Origin of the sequence: Brevibacterium sp. 239c (genome assembly GCF_900169365.1) — a bacterium.
GTDB lineage: Bacteria > Actinomycetota > Actinomycetes > Actinomycetales > Brevibacteriaceae > Brevibacterium.
The window spans coordinates 14,678-34,380 of sequence record NZ_FXZH01000016.1; the positions used below are offsets into that span (position 1 = coordinate 14,678).

The following is a 19,703-nucleotide window of genomic DNA, read 5'->3' on the forward strand; positions in this document are numbered from 1 at the left end:
GCGCTCGTCTCAGGACTGCGGGACGAGCGACCCCACTCCGACGTCGATATCCAGGTAGTGCATGTGGGCGGCGGTCTCTGCCAGGGCTGCGAACAGGTTGAAGTTGTGCAGCGAGTCGAATCCGCGCGACCAGTGCAGGCCCTGCGCGATCGAGTAAACGCTGTGGTCTTCGGTGGCGTCCATGCGCTCAGTGATCTCATCCAGGCGCTGCTGGTGGTGCTCGACGAGTTCGGCTCTGCGGTCGTGGAGTCCCTGGAACCGGAACCCGTGCGCGGGCAGGACAGCCACCTCGGTGTCCAACTGTCCGATCTTGTCCAGGGAGCCCAGGTAGTCGCCGAGGCTGTGTGTGATCGCGCCGCTGTCGAGTCCGATATTCGGGGTGATCGTCGGGAGCACGTGGTCACCGGAGAACAGCAGCTGGTCCTCATCGCGAACGAAGACCGAATGGCCGTAGGTGTGGCCCGGTGTCCACAGCGCCCGCAGGGACCCGGATTCCAGTGGCAGTTCGGAGCCGTCTTCGAGGACGTTGACGGTGTCGGGCATGCTGCTCATCAGCAGTGCGAAGTCGTCCTTGGATCCGGCCGTGCCCTTGCCCTTCTTACTGCCGACCTGGAGGCTCTCGACTTCGGCCCAGCGGTCCTCGGGGACTCCGTAGGCCTGAGCGAGGTTGATGCTCGGGTCGACGCCGGTGCCCAGGTCCACACTCTTGGAGAAGAACCGTTTGATCGAGCGCAGGTCCTCACCGTGCATGGCGACCCACATGTCGGGGTTCTTGTGCAGCAGCGCCGGTACCAGCCCGATGTGGTCGCGGTGGTAGTGGGTGATGGCGATTCCGTGCACGTTCGCGACGGTGAATCCCAGGGATCCCAGCGCCGAGGTGAGCGCCAGGTATTGGTCCTTGCCGTCCCAACCGGGATCGATGAGGATCAGGCCCGAGCCATCGGCGATTCCGTAGCAGTAGGTGTAGACGAGCGGGTTGTTCGGGATCGGGACAGGGATCGCCCAGACGCCTTCGGCGACGTTCTCCACTGGGGGCAGAACTCGCTCTTTCCACGCCTTCGACTGCGCTGAACTGAGTGTTTCGATCGCCATTGTTCGCCGTTGCCTCTCTTCGTCGAGCATCATGGTCAGGTCCGCTTCAGACCGGACCATCGCGGCCGCTCAAATCTGCGGGCCACATTGCCAATGCTGATCAACCTACTCTCTTTTCACAGTTACTGAAAAGTCGTTCGATAGACGGGATGAGATCCACGACACAGGGGCGGGCGGTCGAGCGATGCGGGCGGGTCACCGCGTGGACCGAAGCCGCCTGCGGCGGGGTGGGTCGCCTCGGCGAGTTGGCGGGCGGCGAGGTGGGCCACCTCGGCGAGTTGGCGGGCTTTGAGCTCATTCTGCAATCAGCAACGCAATCTACTGGATTCGTCGCCCTAGACACGCCGCAGGTGAAGTTATCGCATTGATTCGCGGTAATGATTGCGTTTTCAGTTGATGACGGGATAGTATCTATGGCGCAGATCACTTCTACGCCTGACCGAAAACGCAATCAGGTGCGATCACTGCGACAACCGGCAAGACTCATTGTGGAGGATTGATATGGCCGCGTCTGGCTCACTGAAACGTAACCTCGGGCTGTGGTCCATCGTCGGACTCGGCCTCGGATATATGACGCCGACGGTGGTCTTCGATACGTTCGGAATCGTGTCCGGCGAAACCAACGGCGCCGTACCCGCGGCCTACCTCGTCGCTCTCATCGTTATGGTGTTCACGGCGTTCAGCTACGGCAAGATGGTCAAGGTCTTCCCCACTGCGGGATCGGCCTATACATACACTCGCGAGACCATGAGCCCAGGGCTCGGCTTCCTGGTCGGTTGGACCTCGCTCATGGACTACCTCCTGCTGCCGATGGTCAACTGCCTGATCGCACGCCTGTATATGGAATCCTTGGTCCCCGATGCCCCCGCCTGGGTGTGGGTGGTCCTGTACACGGTGATCATGACCACCATCGTCTCCACGTCCATGCGCGGAACAGCCAACTTCAACGCAGTCCTCTTGGTCTTCGCAGTGACCATGGTCGCCCTCTTCTGCATCATCGCCATCGTCAATCTGACCAACGGCGAGGGAACCGGAATCGTCTTCAGCGCCGAGCCTTTCATGCATGAGGGCGTGCGCATGTCCGCACTGCTCACCGGCGCCACCGTCGTCTGCTTCTCGTTCATCGGCTTCGATGCCGTGACCATGTACACCAATGAAGCCAAGCATGTGAATCTCATGCCCAAGGCGATTCTGCTCACGGTCCTCGCCGGTGGCCTCATCTTCCTCGTCGCCAGCTACTTCGCCCAGCAGCTCTTTCCCGACAATTCGCAGTTCAAAGTCGTCGACGATCCTCTGCCGGAGATCGGCCTCCTCACCGGAGGGCACCTGTTCATGGGCTTCTTCCTCGCCGCGGCCTTCGCCGCCACTGTCGCCTCGGGACTGGCCTCCCATGCTTCGGTCGCTCGCATGATGCTGGTGATGGGTCGCAACGGCGTGCTGCCACGCAAGACATTCGGCTACATCCACCCTAAGACGCATACTCCGATGTTCAACATCATCCTCGTCGGCGTGGTCTGCCTATTGGCGATGTCGTTCAGCCTCGAGTTCATCTCCGCGCTCATCAACTTCGGAGCACTCATCGCTTTCACCTTCGTCAACCTCACGGTCATCGCACACTTCGCGTTCCGCACCAGGCAGGTCGTCGACTTCAAGTCCGCGTTCAATTACGTGGTGATGCCTGCGATCGGCGCAATCCTGACAGGAGTCCTGTGGGTGAGCCTGCACCACACCGCTCTCATCGGCGGTGTCGTCTGGCTGGCCCTCGGTGTCATCTACCTGGCCGTGCTGACCCGTGGCTTCAAACGCACGGTCCGCAGCTTCGATGACCCCGCAGCCGACGCCGACATGTCCGAGCCGGAGGCCGTCCAGGAGTAAGACAGGCACCGCTGGTCGCGCCAGGCGCTGTAGCGGCCAGCCCACCCAGGCGCCGCCGTGGCCACCCCAGACTTTCACGGGAAGAGAACCTCGATTTTCGTACGGGAGATCGAGGTTCTCTTCCCGCGAAATCCCCGCCTCTGGGTTAAGGAGACTCGGTCACGGGTTGGGCCTTCAGCTCCGGCAGGCGCGAACTCAGTAGGCAGAACTCGTTGCCTTCGGGATCGGCGAGGACGTGCCACGATTCTTCACCTGTTTGGCCGACATCGGCTGGTCGGGCGCCGAAGCCGGATTCCGGACCAATCTCTATGTCTGCGTCTTCGCGACCGAGTTCGACGTAACCGAGCACGTCGCACCAAAAACGAGACAGCATCTCGGGGTCATGACAGTTCAGTACCAGTTCAGACAGATGACAGCTCATGCGTCGAACCTAGACACGGACCGTCGTTCTGGCAATGGTGCCGGCTCAGATAGTGCAGAGAAGGGCCGGATAGTTCGGTTGATAGGCCAGATTGCGTCTACAGGATAGGCCTCTTGCCCAGTAGGCGGGATCCCGGGAGTGAGAAAAGCCCCTGCCCGCAGTCGTTTTCACGATGCGAACAGGGGCTTTCACTTTGCGGAAGCGGTGGGATTCGAACCCACGGAGCGGGGTTGCCGCTCAATGGTTTTCAAGACCATCTCCTTCGGCCGCTCGGACACGCTTCCAATGGTTCGCAATGAACCACGGCCTGCTCAGCGCGAGGCTGAGCCACAATAGTTTCTCACAAACCGATTGTCTTCTGCTAATCGTTTCCTGATGGACTGAAGTCAGTGCTTCCCTGAGCCACGATCCGACTCAGAATCCTCAGTCTGAGTCTGTGATCCTTCGGGCCCTTCAACCTGCGCGTTCTCGGAATCCTCTGCCCGTGGCTTCTCGTGCTTTCCCTCGTTCACGACGTGCCGACCGGTCGAATCCGAATCCTCTGAGGCAGCACCGCGCGCAGCGAAGGTAGCGGGCACGGGCGAGACGACGAACTCGTCCTCTTCGTCCTCAAACTCCTCATCGACGGTCTCGGACTGCTCGGCGGGGCTCGGGCGGCGAATCCGGCTCTGCCTGGCAGCACCGCTCGAGGGCACCACCGGCTCCCGCTGGATGGTGGGTCGCGGCTGAGGCTCAGCCGATTCTGTTGTCTCGGCGTCACTGTCGATATTGGAGCTTGCGTCAACAGCAGTGTCCGCGTCAACGGCGGTGCTTGCGTCAGCGTCTGCGTCAACCAGAGCTTCGTCGGCTTCGACTACGAGATCGGGCTTCTCCGATTCGTCCGCGTCAGCATCCACAGCGGCAGACGAAGCATCCGTCGACACCTCAGCGTCGGCAGAAGTACCCGTTTCAGCAGAAGCGTCCGTCTCGCCTAGAGAATCCACCGCATCCGCAGCACCCACGGTGCCCGAGGCTGCTGCGGCGGTTTCAGGAACGCCGAGTTCCGCCTCGGCGGGGGCATCACCGGAACGAGCCGGCTTGCCCTTGAGCACGAGAGCCAGAGTCGACAGCGGAACCGAAAGCCAGTTGGGACGATTGCGCAGTTCGGTGACGACCTCGACGAGCAGCCTGTCGATGAGAGCCGCGCGCAGGACGGGGTCGCCCAGGCCCAGGCTTTCGCCTCGGGCACGGGAATACCCGCTGAGCAGCGAGTTCTGCACTTGCGAGGCCCAGAGGAACTCCGGGGAATCGTAGATGGTCCGCAAAGCGGAGGCGTCACTGCCGAAGCCGTTGACGACGAGTCCGCCGTCCTCCGAATCAAGTTCGCCGGTCCGCTGCAGACGGGCGAAGCCGGCCGCGTAATCGACGCTGCGCAGCAGAGCCACGAGGTCGAGTGCCACCGGTTTCGGATCCGAGTTCGTCGAGTCCGTGAACTTCACGACCGAATAGCCGTCGGTTCCTGAACTCACCACGTGATCAAGTGTCAGCTCGCCATGGATCTTCTGCAGCACACCGATCGTGTCCAATGACTGCAGCTTCGCACGGTGGGCCCGCAGCTCGGGCACCAGGGAATCCAGGGCCAGCGGAGCACGGCCCAGGGCCCAATCGATGCGCTCGATCCACTTCTTGGCCAGGAGTTTCGTCGGTTCTCCGCGACCTTCGACGATGCCGAATTCGGCGGCCATGTCGGAGTGGAGTTCGCCGATGCGGCGGCCCATCTCCGCGGCCTGTGCGTTATAGGCACCGATTGATCCCGAATCAACAGCGCACACGATGTCAACGGCTTCGCGCCAGGCAGGTTCGGCATCGACGTCGACATGAGATAGCAACGCCATCGGGGCTTCCATCTCGGTGACTTCGAACATGTCGTACCACCGGCCAGAGCCCCAGCCGATCACCTCGGGAACACTGCGGGAGCCCGCCTCGGTGAGCAGAACAGGGATCGTCAGCGATGACGGCATCCCGTTCTCCAGCACACGGAAGAAGCTGAGCTCCATCGGCTCGTACTCGTCGTGGATGATGACCGTCGTTTTGTGGGCACCAGCGTCAGAGACCTCGATCGGGCGGACGTCGATGTTGAGCTCTTCACGGGAATCCGCAACCAACGCAGCCTTCGATGGCTTCGGCGGGACCACCTCGGAGGGAGAATCATTGAAGCCTGCTGGCGCCCGAGAAGACGGTGCCTGAGACGACGCTTCCGGGGAAGACTGCTTGTCCCGTGAGACAGCCTTCTCCTGGCTGTGGCGCAGTGATTCTGTGCTCAGCTGGCCGCCGTCGAAGACCTTGCGCTTCGTGATCGCGTCGGCCATGAGATTGACGAACACGGGATCTGCCGCACCGTCATAGACGTAGACGTGGCCCAGTGCCAGGTCATCGATCTGACCGATCAGCGACTTTCGCAGGTGGATGTCTTCGACGCCGCGCAGTGAGAGCGGGATGTTGAGCCGACGCAGGGTCGGGCCGTCACCGACAGAGATCACGGTCACGAGACCGGCGAAACCACCGAGCTCCTCGGCCTTGTATACGAAGGCGCGAGCCACCGACATCGGGGTGATATCGGGGTCGGTTCCGAAGTCTGCGGCGAGCTTGGGAAACCACGACTGCCGAGGTATCCAGCTGGCTAACAGTTGCTCCAGCTCACTGCTGATGGCCATGTCGCCTCCTTGAAGGAATTACGGGCATCTTCCATCCAATCATGTTACGGCCTTTGCACTGTTCAGGGCGCACCCGAAATCATCAACTCAGCCCCACATTCCATACCGGCAGCACACCTTTCATTCAGCGCCCGCTCATTCAGCGCCCGCGTGCTGGTGTGCGGCCAGCAGAGTGTCCTTATCCCGGAACGACTTGCAAAAGAGCAAGACAGAAGGAGCACAATGGAGTGGTGTTGAAAAATGACGTATCACCCCAGCAGCAAACACTCGCGCACGAGGTCGAAGCGGCCGCGGCGCGAATTGCCGACTCTGTGATCATGTCTCCCCTGCAGATTTCGGAGCGGCTGTCCGCCGCGACCGGCTCCACCGTCTACCTCAAGCGCGAGGACCTGCAGATGGTGCGCTCGTACAAGATCCGCGGCGCCTTCAACTTCATGCTTCAGCTCGACGAGACCGAGCGCGCCCGCGGAGTCGTGTGCGCCTCGGCGGGCAACCATGCCCAGGGCTTCGCCCGTGCCTGCAAGGAGCTGGGCATCCAGGGCACCATCTTCGTCCCCAAGACCACGCCGAGGCAGAAGGTCGAACGCGTCCGCCATTTCGGTGGCGAATGGGTCACGATCGAAATCTCCGGTTCCACCTATGACGACGCATCAGCTCTGGCCCACCGGCACGCCGAGCGCAATGACGCCCTCCTTGTCTCCGCCTTCGATGACCTGCGCACCATCGCCGGCCAGGGCACGGTCGCGGTGGAGGTCGCCAACCAGCTCGAGGTCGCCCCCGACTACATCATCGTGCCCGTCGGTGGTGGCGGAGTGATCTCTGGAATCGCGGCCTATGCGGCCGAGCACCTCCCCAATACCACCGTCATCGGTGCCGAACCGGCCGGTGCGGCCTCGATGATCGCAGCGCTCAAGGCCGGCCGACCAGTCACCTTGGAGAACATCGACCCCTTCGCCGACGGCACCGCGGTCAAACGCGCCGGCGCTCTGACCTACGACATCGTCTCCGACCTCAACGTCGATGTCCGCCCGGTTGCCGAAGGTGCCGTGGCCACAGAGATGCTCGACATGTACCAGGTCGACGGCATCATCGCCGAACCTTCCGGAGCCATCGCCTCGGCGGCCATCGGGGCACCGGGCACGAGCAAGCCGATCGCCATCGAACCGGGATCGACCGTCGTGTGCCTGGTCTCCGGCGGAAACAATGACATCTCCCGATATCCGGAGATTCTCGAACGCTCGCTCGTCCACGAGGGCCTCAAGCACTACTTCATCGTCGACTTCCCACAGGAGCCCGGCGCTCTGCGTCGCTTCCTCAACGAGATCCTCGGCCCCGACGATGACATCGCGATGTTCGAGTACGTCAAACGCTCCGACCGTGAGACCGGACCTGCCTTCGTCGGCATCGAACTCGGTTACGCCGAGGATCTGCCGAACCTGCTCGAACGCATGGACGCCTCCCAGATCGAGATCGAACGAGTCCACCAGAACTCACCGATGTTCCGCCTCTTCGCCTGATCCCAGATGCCTCGGCCGAAATCGGGCTGAACCACTAGAGTGGAATCATGCGAGCAATCACGATTTCTGAACCAGGCGGCCCCGACGTCCTCCAGATCACCGAGGAGCCGACCCCGGACATCGCGGCCGACGAAGTCCTGATCACCGTGCATGCGGCCGGTGTCAACCGCGCCGACCTGCTGCAGCGCCAAGGCTTCTACGACCCACCCGCCGGTGCCACACTGATCCCCGGTCTCGAGGTCTCGGGAACGATCGCTGAACTCGGCTCTGAGGTCACCGGCTGGAAGGTCGGCGACCGAGTCGCGGCCCTGCTCTCCGGTGGAGGATACGCCGAATCTGTCCCCGTCCCTGCAGGTCAGCTCCTTCCCGTACCGGACAGCCTCGACCTCACCGAGGCGGCGGGACTGCCAGAGGTCCTGTCCACGGTCCATTCCAATATCGTCGGCAACGCGAACATCCAGGCCGGCGAATGGCTCCTCGTCCACGGCGGCGGTTCGGGAATCGGCACGGCCGCGATCCAGATCGCCAAGCATCTGGGTGTGAAGATCGCTGTCACGGTCGGGTCCGAACGCAAGGCGGAATTCTGCCGCAACCTCGGCGCCGATGCCGTCATCAACTACCGCGACGAGGACTTCGTCGAACGCGTCCACGAGATCTGCGTGCGCCCCGACGGCTCCACCGGCGCCGACGTCATCCTCGACATCATCGGCGCGAAATACCTGAAGTCCAACATCAAGGCTCTGGGCACCGACGGGCGCCTCGTCATCATCGGCATGCAGGGCGGCGCGAAGGCCGAACTGAGTATCGCCTCGCTCATGCAGCCGCGCAAATCGGTCGCGGGAACGACGCTGCGAGCCCGCCCCAAGGAGCAGAAGATCGAGATCGTCACCGAGGTGGCCGCACGGTTATGGCCGGCCGTGATCTCCGGTGACATCCGCCCGATCATCCATGAGACGATGCCGTTGTCCGAGGCACCCAAGGCACATACCGCGTTGGAAGAGGGCACGAGCATCGGGAAGGTGCTGCTCATTGCTGACGAGTCAGCGCCGTCAACGAAGTCAGCGTCGGCCACGAAGTCAGCGCAGCACGTCTGAGATTCATTGAGGCTGAGACCCGGCCAGTCTGAGGTTCAGCGCAGGAGGAAGGTGTTCGATCATGTCCAGCAATCCCGGTCAGTCCGAGAACCCACCTGATCAGGCAGAGGCGTCGTCTGGTCAGACCCAGGCGTCGTCTGGACAGCAGGGGGATTCCCCCGACCAGTCGGTGAGTCCTGTTGCTCAGTCGCCAGGTTCTGCCGGTGAGTCGGTTGAGGAGTCCTCGGCTCAGGCCGATGTGTCCTCCCCTGCGAAGGTGATGCGGATCGGGACTATGGTCAAGCAGCTCCTCGAAGAGGTCCGCAGCACCGACCTCGATGAAAAGGGTCGCGAACGTCTGGCGAAGATCCACCGCCGGTCGATCGACGAGCTCGAGGATGGCCTGTCGAAGGATCTCATCGACGAACTCGAACGCCTCGATCTGCCGTTCGACGCCAGTGAAGGACCGCCGACGAATTCCGAGCTGCGCATCGCTCAGGCCCAGCTGGTCGGCTGGCTGGAGGGACTCTTCCACGGCATTCAGGCCGCGATCGTAGCGCAGCAGGCCATGGCGCAGCAGGGACTCGCCGGACACGGGCAGCTGCCACCTGGAATGGTGCCACCTGGCACTGCACCGAACGCAGCTGCGAACGACCAGACACAGGACGATTCCGACGACCCTCGCCCAGGCAACTACCTGTGAAGAACATCTTCTCCGGTCTGCGAAAGCCAGGTGGCTCCTCCTCGCGTAAGGGCCCTGACCAGCAGTTCGGCACTGGACTGTGGCGGCACAACCGTGACAGATTCATCCGTGCCGTCGACCGCTACTACACCACCTCGGTGGCCATCCATAAGCTTCCCGCCGACGGCCAGGATCCCTCTGCCGACGCGAACACGATCATCGATGGGACACGGCGCCTCAATGATCTGGTGCCGATCGTCGACGAGGTCACCGCATGGCTCCACACCAATCATCCGGTCTCCGGGCAGGTCGTTCCCGGCCACACCCGCAATGCAGTCGGAGACACTCCGGAACTGCTGACCAAGGCCTCATCGAAGGTCGCCGAGGCGGTGCTCGCAGCATCGATGGCCCGCACCGAGATCATCGCCGACAGGCCGATCGGCCCCAGCGCAAAGGCGACCGAGCGGTTCATCTCCGAGGCCGCGCAGCTGCTCGAACGCGCCCAGGCCGCCACTGAAGGTGGTCAAGAATCATGACGAAGGCGATGATGACACCCCCGGAGAATTTCGACCTCGGTCTGGTCGCCAGCGACATCGACGGCACGCTCCTACTTGATTGGAGGCCCATCTCCACGGCCACTATCGATGCGATCCATCGCTGCCAGAACATGGACATCCCCTTCGTGCTCGTCACCGGCAGACCGATCAGGTGGCTCGAGGCGATCGCCTCTCAGATCCCCGATCTCGGCCGTGTCATCTGCCTCAACGGAGCAGTCGTCTATGACATCGCCTCGGCGAGTGTGGTCTCGGCGCACACCATCGACTTCTCCGAAACCGAGGAGATCGTCTCCGCAATCACCGCCTCCCATCCGGAAGCGCACTTCGCGTTCGAGACCCTCACCGGCGGACTCGTCGACAAGAACTTCATCTCACGCAACCCCCGCCAGGCCCACGTGATGGAAGACCTGTCCGAGCTGGCCACACGGGACGTTGTGAAGATCCTCGTCAGCATCGGCTCTGAGGATTCGGAGGCCCTTCACGATCTGCTCGATCCCCTCATCGCCGCCAACTGCCATGCCTCGTTCTCCGATCCCGTCAACGGACTCGTCGAACTGGCTCCGGCCGGTGTGACGAAGGCGAAGACGCTCGAGGCACTGTGCAACGGCCTCGGCGTGGCTCGAGAACAGGTGATGGCGTTCGGGGACATGCCCAACGACATCGAGATGCTGACCTGGGCCGGGCATGGTGTGGCCATGGGCAACGCCCTGCAGTCGGTGAAGGACTGCGCAGCCACCGTCACCGCCGCCGTCGATGAGGATGGTGTCGCACGTTATCTGGGCGCTGTACTCGACGCACACCAACGCTAAACCTCCCCGACGTCACTATTACCGCCCGGCGCCAGGCGCAATTAGTGACGTCGGGGAGGTTTAGCGGATGAGTTGTCTGAGCTGTCCTCAGCCGCGGGTGTCGCGGGAGCCGCTGAGTTCGAGAACCGCCGGGTCGAGGTCGAAGTAGTCGACGAGGGCCACGGCCAGACCATCGTCGTCGATGGACTTCGTCACGACCGAGGCGTGCTGCTTGAGCACGTCCTTCGACTGGCCCATGACGATCCCGTGGTGGACCCATTCGATCATTTCGATGTCGTTGAGTCCGTCACCGGCACCGATGCTCAGCTCGTGGTCGATGCCGAGTTCGGATTCGACGAGTTCGAGGCCGCTGGCCTTCGAAACTCCGTCCGGGGCGATGTCGAGCCAGTTACTCCAGCCCACCGAATAGCTGACTTCGTGAAGTCCGAGACGATCGACAGCCTCGGCGAACTCCTCCGCAGTGCCGTTGACCTCACGCATCACGATGCGGGTGGCCCGCTTGTTGAGGAGCTGTTCGAAGTCGACGATGTCGAGTGTGTCCGATTCCGCGAGCTCACCCGAAGGGAACGGTCCTGAGGCCCAGCGGTGCAGGTCTGGGTCTTCGACGAGGAACAGTGCGCTCGGCAGCGCATCGTGCATCTTCTCCAGCGCATCCTTCGGGTCGAAGGACACGACATGGTGCATCTCCCAACCCAACGGCGAAGCCGGGTCGAGCTTGACGACGACTGACCCGTTCGAGCACACGACGAAACCATCTTTGAGGCCGAGTGCGTGCACGACCTCAAGCGCTCCGGGCAGTGCCCGCCCGGTGGAGATGACGAGGTGATGACCAGCTTCGGCGAGCTGGGTCAGGACCTGGCGGACAGGTTCGGACAGTGCACCGTCGTAGTTGACGATGGTGCCGTCGATGTCGAGCGCGATGAGGTGTTCGGGCAATTTCTCTCCAAGCTTGAGGATCGGGACTTCAGTAACGCGGACCCTCTGGCCCCTGGGCGGTCATGCCGCCGAGGTAGGGGCGCAGCGCCGCGGGAACCGTGACCGAACCGTCTGCCTGCTGGTGGTTCTCCAGGATCGGGACGAGCCAGCGGGTGTTGGCCATGGTTCCGTTGAGTGTGGCGACGGGGCGGGTGGCACCGTCGTAGCGTTCGCGGACCTGCAGGCGGCGCGCCTGGAAGGTCGTGCAGTTCGAGGTCGAGGTCAGCTCACGGTAGGTGCCCTGTGTCGGCACCCAGGCTTCGCAGTCGAACTTGCGGGCTGCAGAGTCACCGAGGTCTCCGGCTGCCGTGTCGATGACGCGGTAGGGCAGTTCGCACAGGCCCAGCATCTTCTCCTGCAGGGAGAGCATGCGCTCGTGCTCAGCCTCGGCGTCCTCGACCTCGACGTAGGCGAACATCTCCACTTTCTGGAACTGGTGGACGCGGATGATTCCGCGGGTGTCCTTGCCGTAGGAACCTGCCTCACGGCGGTAGCAGGAGGAGATTCCGGCGTAGCGCAGTGGGCCATCGGACAGGTCGATGATCTCGTCCATGTGGAGTCCCGCCAGGGGCACCTCGGAGGTGCCGACGAGGAACAGGTCATCGGCTTCGAGTCGGTAGATCTCATCGGCGTGCTCGCCGAGGAAACCGGTGCCGCGCATGACCTCGGGCTTGACCAGCGTAGGTGTGATGGTCGGGATGAACCCGGCTTCTTCTGCCACATCGCGGGCCAGGTTGAGCAGCGCCATCTCCAGCTTGGCGCCGAACCCGGTGAGGTAGTGGAAGCGTGAACCTGCGACCTTGGTGCCGCGTGCGGTGTCGATAGCTTTGAGCGTCTCACCGATTTCGAGGTGGTCGGCCGGTTCGAAGCCGTCGGTGCTGAAGTCGCGGGGTTCGCCCACGGTCTTCAGGGTCACGAAGTTCTCTTCGCCGCCGGAGGGGATCCCTTCGATGATGAGGTTCGAGAGCTTGCCAGCGAGCTTCTCGAATGCGAAGTTCGCTTCTTCGGACTCGGACTGCAGCGACTTGACCTTGGCTGATTTTTCCTTGCCCTCTGCGATGAGTGCGGGCTTGTCCTCTTTAGGCGCCTTCGCGATCTGGGAGGAGAAGGACTTCTGATCGGCGCGTGCGTCCTCGTACGCGGTGATGGCAGAACGGCGTGCGGAATCCGCGGCCAGGACTTCGTCTACGAGGTCGACGGACGAGCCGCGGGCCTCCTGCGATGCCTTGAACAGGTCCGGGTTTTCTCTGAGGAGCGCTAGATCGATCACCCTCTCAGCTTAACGGCCCTGGAGTCTTTTCGACATTCGGGCCCTTCTCCGGTGGGTGGCAGCTCGCACCCAAGTTCGGCACGGTAAATTTGAGACATGACCGTTGCTTTGGACCCCATGATGACGTGGTTCGTTATCGCCGGCATCGTCGTGGTGCTGCTGACCGCGTTCATCGTCGGCCACCGGACGGGGACTCGTCGTGCCCTGAACCGTGTTCGGCAGTACGCCCGTGGCTCCGATCCCGAAGCGCTCGAAGGCGAGCACCCCGGTCGCTACCGGGCCGCTATCGTCGTGAATCCGACGAAGACCGATGTCAGCAGACTGTCCTCGACCGCCGAGGCGATCTGTCGCTTCGAAGGCTGGAACCCGCCTTTGGTCATCGAGACCACCATCGAGGATTCCGGCGAAGGCGCCGCCTCCCGCGCACTCGACGAGGGGGTCGACGTCGTCATTGCTGCCGGCGGTGACGGTACTGTCCGAGCCGTCGCCTCGGCGCTGGCCGGGTCAGAGACACCGATGGGGATCATTCCGCTGGGAACGGGAAATCTGCTCTCACGAAACCTCGAGATCGTGCTCGACAAAACCGAGTGGGCGCTGCGCATTGCGCTGTGGGGCCGCAATCGGAGGATCGACGTCGGAACCGCCAAGACCGCCGAGGATGCGGACACTCACGTATTCACCGTCATGACCGGATTGGGATTCGATGCGGCCGTCATGGCCGATACCAATTCCGACCTGAAATCCCGCCTCGGCTGGCTGGCCTATGTCGAGGCTGGATCGCGCAAGCTCGCCGGCCGCCCCAGTCACGTGAAGGTGACCTTCGATGACGACTATCGGATTTCGGCACGCGTGCGGTCGGTGCTCGGCGGCAACTGCGGGAAGCTGCAAGGCGGCATTCAGCTGCTGCCACAGGCCGTCATCGACGACGGTATGCTCGATGTCCTCATCGTCAGCCCGAAGAACCTGGGCCAGTGGGTAGGCGTTCTCGCCTCTGTCCTGGGCCGACAGACGTCGAAGGGTCTGCACACGAACATTCGCAAGTGCCAGAAGGTCGTCATCGAATCCGGTGAGGAACTCGATGTGCAGCTGGACGGGGATCCGATCGGCCAGTCGGGGTATCTGGCAATGGAGGTCATGCCCGCAGCGCTGACCGTGCGCGTGCCCACTGTGGAGCAGCGCAAACAGATCCGGGCCGAGGCCTGGCCGGTCTGAGAGAGCGACCGCTGGCAGCGCTGAGGTTCAGCGCTGAGGTTCTGGCAACGCTGCGGCTCTGGCCGCGCTGTGAGTACGGCTGACTGTCACCCTACGGTCATAGCTACTGACTGGTCACATCACGAGAGCGTCTCGACGGGGTCACTTCGTTCACCAAAGTGTTACCGCTATTCACCCTGAACTAAACGTACATAAGTAGTTTGGGGGATTCTCTGTATCTAGGATGGCTATCAGATGTGCAGCCCCTCACACTCTCAAGATTGAAGGCACTCCAATGAAGAAGCTCATTCTCGCGCCGGCCGTGGCCCTCGCGTTCACAGGTCTGGTGGCCGCCCCAGTCGCCGCCGCCGAGACTCCCACCACCCAGTCTGCATCTGCCAAGGCTGAAGCCGAGCAGATCAAGAAGGAAAAAGCCGAGAAGGCCGAGAAGCTCGCCGAGGAGGCTGAGCAGAAAAAGGCCGCCGAGGACAAGGGTGCAGCCGAGAAGGCAGCTAAGGAAAAAGCTGCCAAGGAAAAGGCTGAGCAGGACAAGAAGGACGCAGCCGATAAGAAGGCTGCTGATGCGAAAGACGCAGCCAAGAAAGCAGCCGACAAGAAGAAGGCTAACGACAAGGCAGGTAAGAAGTCCGGCGACGACGCCAAGGATTCGAAGAAGCCTGCACCCAAGGATGACGATTCCAAGGAATCGAAAGACTCCAAGAAGGACGACTCCGACGCCAAGGACGACGTCGAAGAGATCAATGCTTCTGTGAGTGTCGCTTCATCAATTGCCGCCGAAGACCTCGCCGATGAGGGCCTCGATGTCACCGTCACCAATCTGAAAAAGGGCGACAGGGTGGAGGTGAAGGGCAGCGATCTCTCCGCCGAGTCCACGACAGCAACAGGTCAATCTGCAACCGTGACTTTGCAGACCGAGAAAGCTGCTAAGCAGATCGATGAGGGTGCAATAGCTCTCTCGATCAAGCTCACAAGGGCCAGCGAGTCCGGCGAATCTACCACGCAGAACCTCACCGAGTCCTTAGAAATCCAGGCTGTCGAAGCAGACCCGAAGGTCTCGCTCTCGACCAATAAGATCTCGGTAGAGGACTTCAAGAAGGACGGACTCAAGTTCACAGGCGAGGGATTCAGCCCTAACGGCACCGTCAGCGTCACCGGCCAAGCTGTTTCGACGCAGCGCGCCGCTGCTCAGGCCAAAAAGCCCACTGCCGACGAAGATGGAAATGTCAGCGGCGTTGTGACCGCACCTGAATCGATCGAGGCGGGCAAGTACTCGCTCACCTTTATCGACGACAAGACCAGCGAGGAGTCGGCTCCCGTCGAAGTCACCGTCACCGAGGACGATGCAGTCGATCCCATCGACGCCTCGCTGAAGGTCGATCCAAAGAAGATCACGGCAGCGGATCTCGCTAACAAAGACAAGGGCGTCACCGTCACCGTCTCGGGCGTCAAGAAGGGCGACAAGGTCAGGGATTCACTAACTGGAGACACCGAGACAGCCGACTCCGATGGCGACTACAAACTCCACCTCTGGTACGAAGGCAACCCGAAGAACCTCGAAGAAGGCAAGGTTCCGTTCACGGTCACCATCGACCGCGAAGGCACCGAGTCGAAAACCCTTAAAGGCAACATCAATGTTGTCGCCGAAGACAAAGAAGACGGCGACGACGGAGACAAGGGCAATAATAAGGACACTCCCGAGGCTCCCGCAGAAGCGTCCTTCACGGTCACACCGAAGACGCTTGAGGCCGCAGACTTCGCCAACGACAAGAAGGGTGTCACCCTGGCCGTCGAGGACTGCGAACCAGGTGCGGATGTGCACTTCGCGGTTAAACCAAAGGGCATCCAGGTCACCGCATACGAGAACACGGTCAAGGCAGATGACGAGGGCAAGGCTTCGGTCAGTGTCTTCGGCACCTCCGACAATGTTTCGGCCTACGTCGGCGCCTACACAGCCCGCGCAACCTGCGGCGACGACACGATGAAGGAGTCGTTCACCGTCACGGCCGGGGCCAATGGTGGCGGCAGTGGCGGCAGCGATGATGACGGCAACGGCAGCGATGGAAGCCAGCTGCCACGCACCGGTGCAGACCTCGGCGGTCTTGCTTCAGGAGCGATGCTCCTCCTCATCGGTGGAGCAGCAATTGCTATGACCGGTCGACGCAAGAAGGTCGGACAGTTGCCCACCGACTTCTGATGAGAGACTCCAAAGTAATCACTCGACGAGACTGATTATGCGAGCGCTTGAATGGGTGTGGCTCCGGCTCCGGTCGGGGCCACACCCATTTCCGACAAGCTCACCGTCATAATCAATCAACAACGCATGTAGCTATGCTGAACAACACGTGTGAACAAAACGAACACAACTATGCTCGTTGTAACTATTTCATTATCGTTACCTGCGTAGGAGATCATTCTAAGCTGTAAGAACGAAGGACTCTATGAAGAAGCTGGCACTCGCCCCCGCAGTGGCCCTGGCCATCACCGGCCTCGCCGCATCCCCCGTAATGGCTGCACCCACAGCCCCCACCGCCGACGCTTTCGGACAGACCAACTTCGTGGTCAGCCAGAACGAGAGCCAGGAAGATGAAACCGACCCTGCCAAGGACGCTAAAGACGGCGCCGAGGACCAGGCCGCGCTCGAAGCATCCGTCTCGGTGTCACCGGAGAAGATCACCCAGACCGACCTCGCTGACAAGGCCAAGGGCGTCAAAGTCACGGTCTCGGGTCTCGAAGCTGGCGACACCGTCACCGACAACGTGTCCTTCGAAGGTAAGGAACCGCAGACCGCAGAAGGCGACACCGTCGAGTACACCATCTACAACAAGACCGGTGATCCCTCCGCCATCGATCCTCAGATGCTCAATTTCACCGTGACCGTTATACGCGGCGAAGAGAAGCAGGAAATTCCGGCTGAATTCGAAGTCACCGCCGACGACGAAAAACCAGAAGCACCCGCCGTCGACCCCAAGGTCTCGATCTCCGACAAGAAGATCAGCGAGAGCGACTTCAAGAAAGACGGCCTCAAGGTCACCGGCGAGGGCTTCACTCCCGACAGCGCAGTCAGCGTCTCCGGTGAAGCCACCCAGTCTCCGTTCTACGAGGACGAGGTCAAGGCAGACGAAGACGGCAAGTTCAGCACAACGGTGAAGGCGCCCGAAGGCGGCCTCGAGCCCGGAGACTACTCGGTCACCGCATTCGACGCTGAGAGCGAAGAAGCCTCGAACGCCGCGAAGTTCACAGTCACCGAAGACGAGACCAAAGAGCCCAAGCCAACCATCCCAGCGGCCGAAGCCACCCTGAAAGTTTCGCCTGAAACCATCGAAGCCGCTGACTTCGTCGTAGAGAACAAGGGCGTCACCCTGGCCGTTGAGAACTGCGAACCAGGCAGCGACGTCCACTACGTGGTCTCTCCCAAGGGCAACTCCGACGTCGCCGCCTACGACAACACTGTCAAGGCCGATGATGAGGGCAAGGCATCCGTCAACGTCTACGGCACCTCTGCCAATGACCCGTCGGCCTACCTCGGCGACTATGACATCACCGTCACCTGCGGCGAGGACGAGATGACCGGAGCCTTCACGGTCGGCGAAGATGCCAACACCGGCGGCAACGACGGAAACGACAACGGAAACAGCGACGGACACGGCGGCGGCGATCTGCCTCGCACCGGTACCGAACTCACCGGGCTCGTCGGTGGAGCCGGCCTCCTCCTCGTCGGTGGAGTCGCAGTTGCTCTGACGGTGCGTCGCAAGAAGGGACCTCAGGATCCTTCGGAGCTCTGATCCCATCAGCTGATCCCAACAATGGCACCGGAGACAGCATCCGGGCATGATGAAGGGGGCGAATCCAATTGGATTCGCCCCCTTCATCGCAACCAGTTCCGGGTTGAGCGCGGCAAGCAGTCAGCTCACCGGCGCCGGAACCTGTTGTAGAGAACCATAGCGCCCGGCTCGGGTCGCCCTTGCGGACGTCTGCCGCGCGAGATCGAGACAACCTCACCGGCAGAGCCGGCAGCGAAGACTCGCGCCTCACGTTCCTTCGCTGACATGCGAGACCGCACTTCCTTCTCAAGTTCCTCGTTGCGGCTCTTGAGCTGATCCACCTGGTTCTGCAGATCAATGATCTTCTTGATCCCCACCAGGTTCACGCCCTCGTCCTGCGAGAGCTGCTGGATCAGCCGGAGTTTGGCAATGTCTCGCCCCGAGTACCGCCGGCCTCTGCCGGCGGTACGTTCTGGGATGACGAGACCTAGACGGTCATACTGTCGCAGCGTCTGCGGGTGCATTCCTGCCAGGTCCGCCGCCACCGAAATGACGTACACCGCTGCACTGGTCGATATGTGCATCGTGCTTCACCACCTCAACTGGCCTTGGCTTTGTCGAGCAGTCCGCCCCGTGGATCCTCGTCCTCGGTCGCGGCCTTGAACGATTCGACAGCTGCTTTGGCGTCCTTCGACAGGTTCTGCGGGACGACGATCTCTGCGGTCACCAGCAGGTCGCCGGTGCCCTTCTTCGACTTCACGCCCTTGCCGCGCAGACGCATGGTCCGTCCCGATGGTGTGCCCGGGGCGATCTTCATCGTCACCGGCAGTCCATCGAGCGTCGGGACCTTGACCTCGGCACCCAGGGCAGCCTCGTCGAAGCTCACCGGCAGGTCCATCCGCAGGTTGTCACCATCGCGGGTGAACACGGGGTGGGGCTTGACCTTGATCGTGAGGATCACGTCGCCGGCCTCACCGCCATTGGGACTGGTCTTGCCCTTGCCTGCCAAACGGATCTTCTGCCCGTCCTTGACGCCGATGGGCGTGCGCACGGTCAGCGGCTTTCCGCCCGGCATGTTCAGCTTCACCGAAGCGCCGTTGATGGCCTCCGTGAAGGACAGGGTGGTGCTGGACTTGATGTCGCCGCCCTTGACCGGTGGCGAATATCCGCCGCCGAAACCACCGCCGCCGTAGCCGCCTCCGCCGAATCCATTGAGCAGGTCAGCGAGGTCAGGGGGTACGTCTCCCCCGCCTCCGCCGTAGGGCGAGCGGGTCCGTGTCCGTCCGCCTCCGCCGCCGAAGAGGTCGGAGAATACGTCGTCGAATCCACCGCCGGCGCCGCCTCCAGGTCCTCCGGAACCGGTGAACCTGGCTCCGCCGCCCATGGCGCGGACCTGATCGTACTGTTCTCGAGATTCCTTGTCAGAGAGCACCTGATGCGCCTGGCCGAGCTCTTTGAACTTGTCTTCAGCCTTGGAATCACCGGGATTGGCATCCGGGTGATACTTGCGTGCCAGCTTACGGTAGGCCTTCTTGATCTCTGCGTCGGAAGCATCTTTGGAGACGCCGAGGGTCTTGTAGAAGTCCTTCTCGAACCAATCATTCTGAGGACCGGTATTCACCTGGCACCTCCTTCCGTGTCTTCTTCATCAGTGTATTCAATTGTCTCCTCACAATCCGCAGCCCCGGGATCACAATCCCGGATGATCCGGACCGCCGCCGAGGTGGTTCCCACGTTCACGACGTCAGTTCAGTGACGCTGTGCCG

16 protein-coding genes and 1 tRNA gene are annotated in these 19,703 nt (G+C 62.0%); 9 read left to right on the forward strand and 8 right to left on the reverse strand.

Translation table 11 applies throughout. The features are described from left to right. Positions 1-9: 9 nt before the first annotated feature. Positions 10-1,152, reverse strand: coding sequence for an MBL fold metallo-hydrolase (locus BSP239C_RS14305; RefSeq protein ID WP_257930225.1), 1,143 nt, complete (start codon positions 1,150-1,152; stop codon positions 10-12). A gap of 441 nt (positions 1,153-1,593) precedes the next feature. On the opposite strand from BSP239C_RS14305, the gene BSP239C_RS14315 reads away from it, so the two are divergent. Further along, positions 1,594-2,967, forward strand: a complete 1,374-nt coding sequence (locus tag BSP239C_RS14315; RefSeq protein ID WP_101574025.1) for an APC family permease — start codon at positions 1,594-1,596, stop codon at positions 2,965-2,967. 145 nt (positions 2,968-3,112) lie between these two features. Here BSP239C_RS14315 and BSP239C_RS14320 read toward each other — a convergent pair whose 3' ends face one another. The 3 genes from BSP239C_RS14320 to BSP239C_RS14330 form a co-directional block, all read right to left on the reverse strand. After that, on the reverse strand, positions 3,113-3,388 hold the full coding sequence (locus BSP239C_RS14320) for a VOC family protein (RefSeq protein WP_101574027.1): 276 nt from the start codon (positions 3,386-3,388) through the stop codon (positions 3,113-3,115). Positions 3,389-3,584: 196 nt separating this feature from the next. Next, a tRNA-Ser gene (locus tag BSP239C_RS14325) sits at positions 3,585-3,672 on the reverse strand. Positions 3,673-3,774: 102 nt separating this feature from the next. Beyond that, entirely contained in the window at positions 3,775-6,081 is a 2,307-nt protein-coding gene (locus tag BSP239C_RS14330) for a maltokinase N-terminal cap-like domain-containing protein (RefSeq protein ID WP_101574030.1), read from the reverse strand. Positions 6,082-6,311: 230 nt separating this feature from the next. On the opposite strand from BSP239C_RS14330, the gene ilvA reads away from it, so the two are divergent. From ilvA to BSP239C_RS14355, 5 genes are all read left to right on the forward strand, one after another. Then, the gene (gene ilvA / locus BSP239C_RS14335; RefSeq protein WP_101574108.1) at positions 6,312-7,598 is read left to right on the forward strand and encodes a threonine ammonia-lyase IlvA; all 1,287 of its coding nucleotides are present in this window, start codon (positions 6,312-6,314) and stop codon (positions 7,596-7,598) included. 47 nt (positions 7,599-7,645) lie between these two features. Then, a complete protein-coding gene (locus BSP239C_RS14340) occupies positions 7,646-8,692 on the forward strand; it encodes an NAD(P)H-quinone oxidoreductase (RefSeq protein WP_101574032.1) in 1,047 nt (348 codons plus the stop codon). A gap of 61 nt (positions 8,693-8,753) precedes the next feature. Continuing rightward, complete coding sequence (locus BSP239C_RS14345; protein ID WP_308298070.1) at positions 8,754-9,374, forward strand: proteasome activator; 621 nt, start codon at positions 8,754-8,756, stop codon at positions 9,372-9,374. Further along, positions 9,371-9,889 carry a hypothetical protein gene (locus BSP239C_RS14350; protein WP_101574033.1) on the forward strand — a complete coding sequence of 173 codons (519 nt, stop codon included), beginning with the start codon at positions 9,371-9,373 and terminating at the stop codon, positions 9,887-9,889. Before BSP239C_RS14345 ends, BSP239C_RS14350 begins: the two co-directional genes overlap by 4 nt. Then, entirely contained in the window at positions 9,886-10,719 is an 834-nt protein-coding gene (locus BSP239C_RS14355; RefSeq protein ID WP_257930226.1) for an HAD family hydrolase, read from the forward strand. Before BSP239C_RS14350 ends, BSP239C_RS14355 begins: the two co-directional genes overlap by 4 nt. 87 nt (positions 10,720-10,806) lie before the next feature. Here the strand turns inward: BSP239C_RS14355 and BSP239C_RS14360 are convergent, their stop codons facing one another. Continuing rightward, entirely contained in the window at positions 10,807-11,655 is an 849-nt protein-coding gene (locus BSP239C_RS14360) for an HAD family hydrolase (RefSeq protein ID WP_101574035.1), read from the reverse strand. 28 nt (positions 11,656-11,683) lie between these two features. After that, positions 11,684-12,964, reverse strand: a complete 1,281-nt coding sequence (gene serS, locus BSP239C_RS14365) for a serine--tRNA ligase (protein ID WP_101574037.1) — start codon at positions 12,962-12,964, stop codon at positions 11,684-11,686. Positions 12,965-13,060: 96 nt separating this feature from the next. Here serS and BSP239C_RS14370 point away from each other — a divergent pair, with 96 nt between their 5' ends. The 3 genes from BSP239C_RS14370 to BSP239C_RS14380 all read left to right on the forward strand — a co-directional run bounded on the left by BSP239C_RS14370 (position 13,061) and on the right by BSP239C_RS14380 (position 17,958). After that, complete coding sequence (locus tag BSP239C_RS14370) at positions 13,061-14,176, forward strand: diacylglycerol kinase family protein (protein ID WP_257930227.1); 1,116 nt, start codon at positions 13,061-13,063, stop codon at positions 14,174-14,176. A 274-nt stretch (positions 14,177-14,450) separates the two neighbouring features. Then, positions 14,451-16,370: a hypothetical protein gene (locus tag BSP239C_RS14375; protein WP_101574039.1), complete on the forward strand. Its 1,920-nt coding sequence runs from the start codon at positions 14,451-14,453 to the stop codon at positions 16,368-16,370. A 244-nt stretch (positions 16,371-16,614) separates the two neighbouring features. Then, positions 16,615-17,958: an LPXTG cell wall anchor domain-containing protein gene (locus BSP239C_RS14380; RefSeq protein ID WP_101574041.1), complete on the forward strand. Its 1,344-nt coding sequence runs from the start codon at positions 16,615-16,617 to the stop codon at positions 17,956-17,958. Positions 17,959-18,083: 125 nt separating this feature from the next. On the opposite strand, the gene BSP239C_RS14385 is transcribed toward BSP239C_RS14380, so the two are convergent. Beyond that, a complete protein-coding gene (locus BSP239C_RS14385; RefSeq protein ID WP_101574043.1) occupies positions 18,084-18,521 on the reverse strand; it encodes a heat shock protein transcriptional repressor HspR in 438 nt (145 codons plus the stop codon). A 14-nt stretch (positions 18,522-18,535) separates the two neighbouring features. Next, positions 18,536-19,558, reverse strand: a complete 1,023-nt coding sequence (locus tag BSP239C_RS14390) for a DnaJ C-terminal domain-containing protein (protein ID WP_101574046.1) — start codon at positions 19,556-19,558, stop codon at positions 18,536-18,538. Positions 19,559-19,703: the final 145 nt, after the last annotated feature.

Bases quoted from the DNA above. Each gene is read 5' to 3' on its own strand.
- BSP239C_RS14355 (WP_257930226.1), top strand. From the start codon at position 9,886: ATGACGAAGGCGATGATGACACCCCCGGAGAATTTCGACCTCGGTCTG.
- BSP239C_RS14345 (WP_308298070.1), top strand. From the start codon at position 8,754: ATGTCCAGCAATCCCGGTCAGTCCGAGAACCCACCTGATCAGGCAGAG.
- BSP239C_RS14330 (WP_101574030.1), bottom strand. From the start codon at position 6,081: ATGGCCATCAGCAGTGAGCTGGAGCAACTGTTAGCCAGCTGGATACCT.
- BSP239C_RS14320 (WP_101574027.1), bottom strand. From the start codon at position 3,388: ATGAGCTGTCATCTGTCTGAACTGGTACTGAACTGTCATGACCCCGAG.
- BSP239C_RS14315 (WP_101574025.1), top strand. From the start codon at position 1,594: ATGGCCGCGTCTGGCTCACTGAAACGTAACCTCGGGCTGTGGTCCATC.
- BSP239C_RS14385 (WP_101574043.1), bottom strand. From the start codon at position 18,521: ATGCACATATCGACCAGTGCAGCGGTGTACGTCATTTCGGTGGCGGCG.
- BSP239C_RS14370 (WP_257930227.1), top strand. From the start codon at position 13,061: ATGACCGTTGCTTTGGACCCCATGATGACGTGGTTCGTTATCGCCGGC.
- BSP239C_RS14375 (WP_101574039.1), top strand. From the start codon at position 14,451: ATGAAGAAGCTCATTCTCGCGCCGGCCGTGGCCCTCGCGTTCACAGGT.
- BSP239C_RS14340 (WP_101574032.1), top strand. From the start codon at position 7,646: ATGCGAGCAATCACGATTTCTGAACCAGGCGGCCCCGACGTCCTCCAG.
- BSP239C_RS14380 (WP_101574041.1), top strand. From the start codon at position 16,615: ATGAAGAAGCTGGCACTCGCCCCCGCAGTGGCCCTGGCCATCACCGGC.
- BSP239C_RS14305 (WP_257930225.1), bottom strand. From the start codon at position 1,152: ATGGTCCGGTCTGAAGCGGACCTGACCATGATGCTCGACGAAGAGAGG.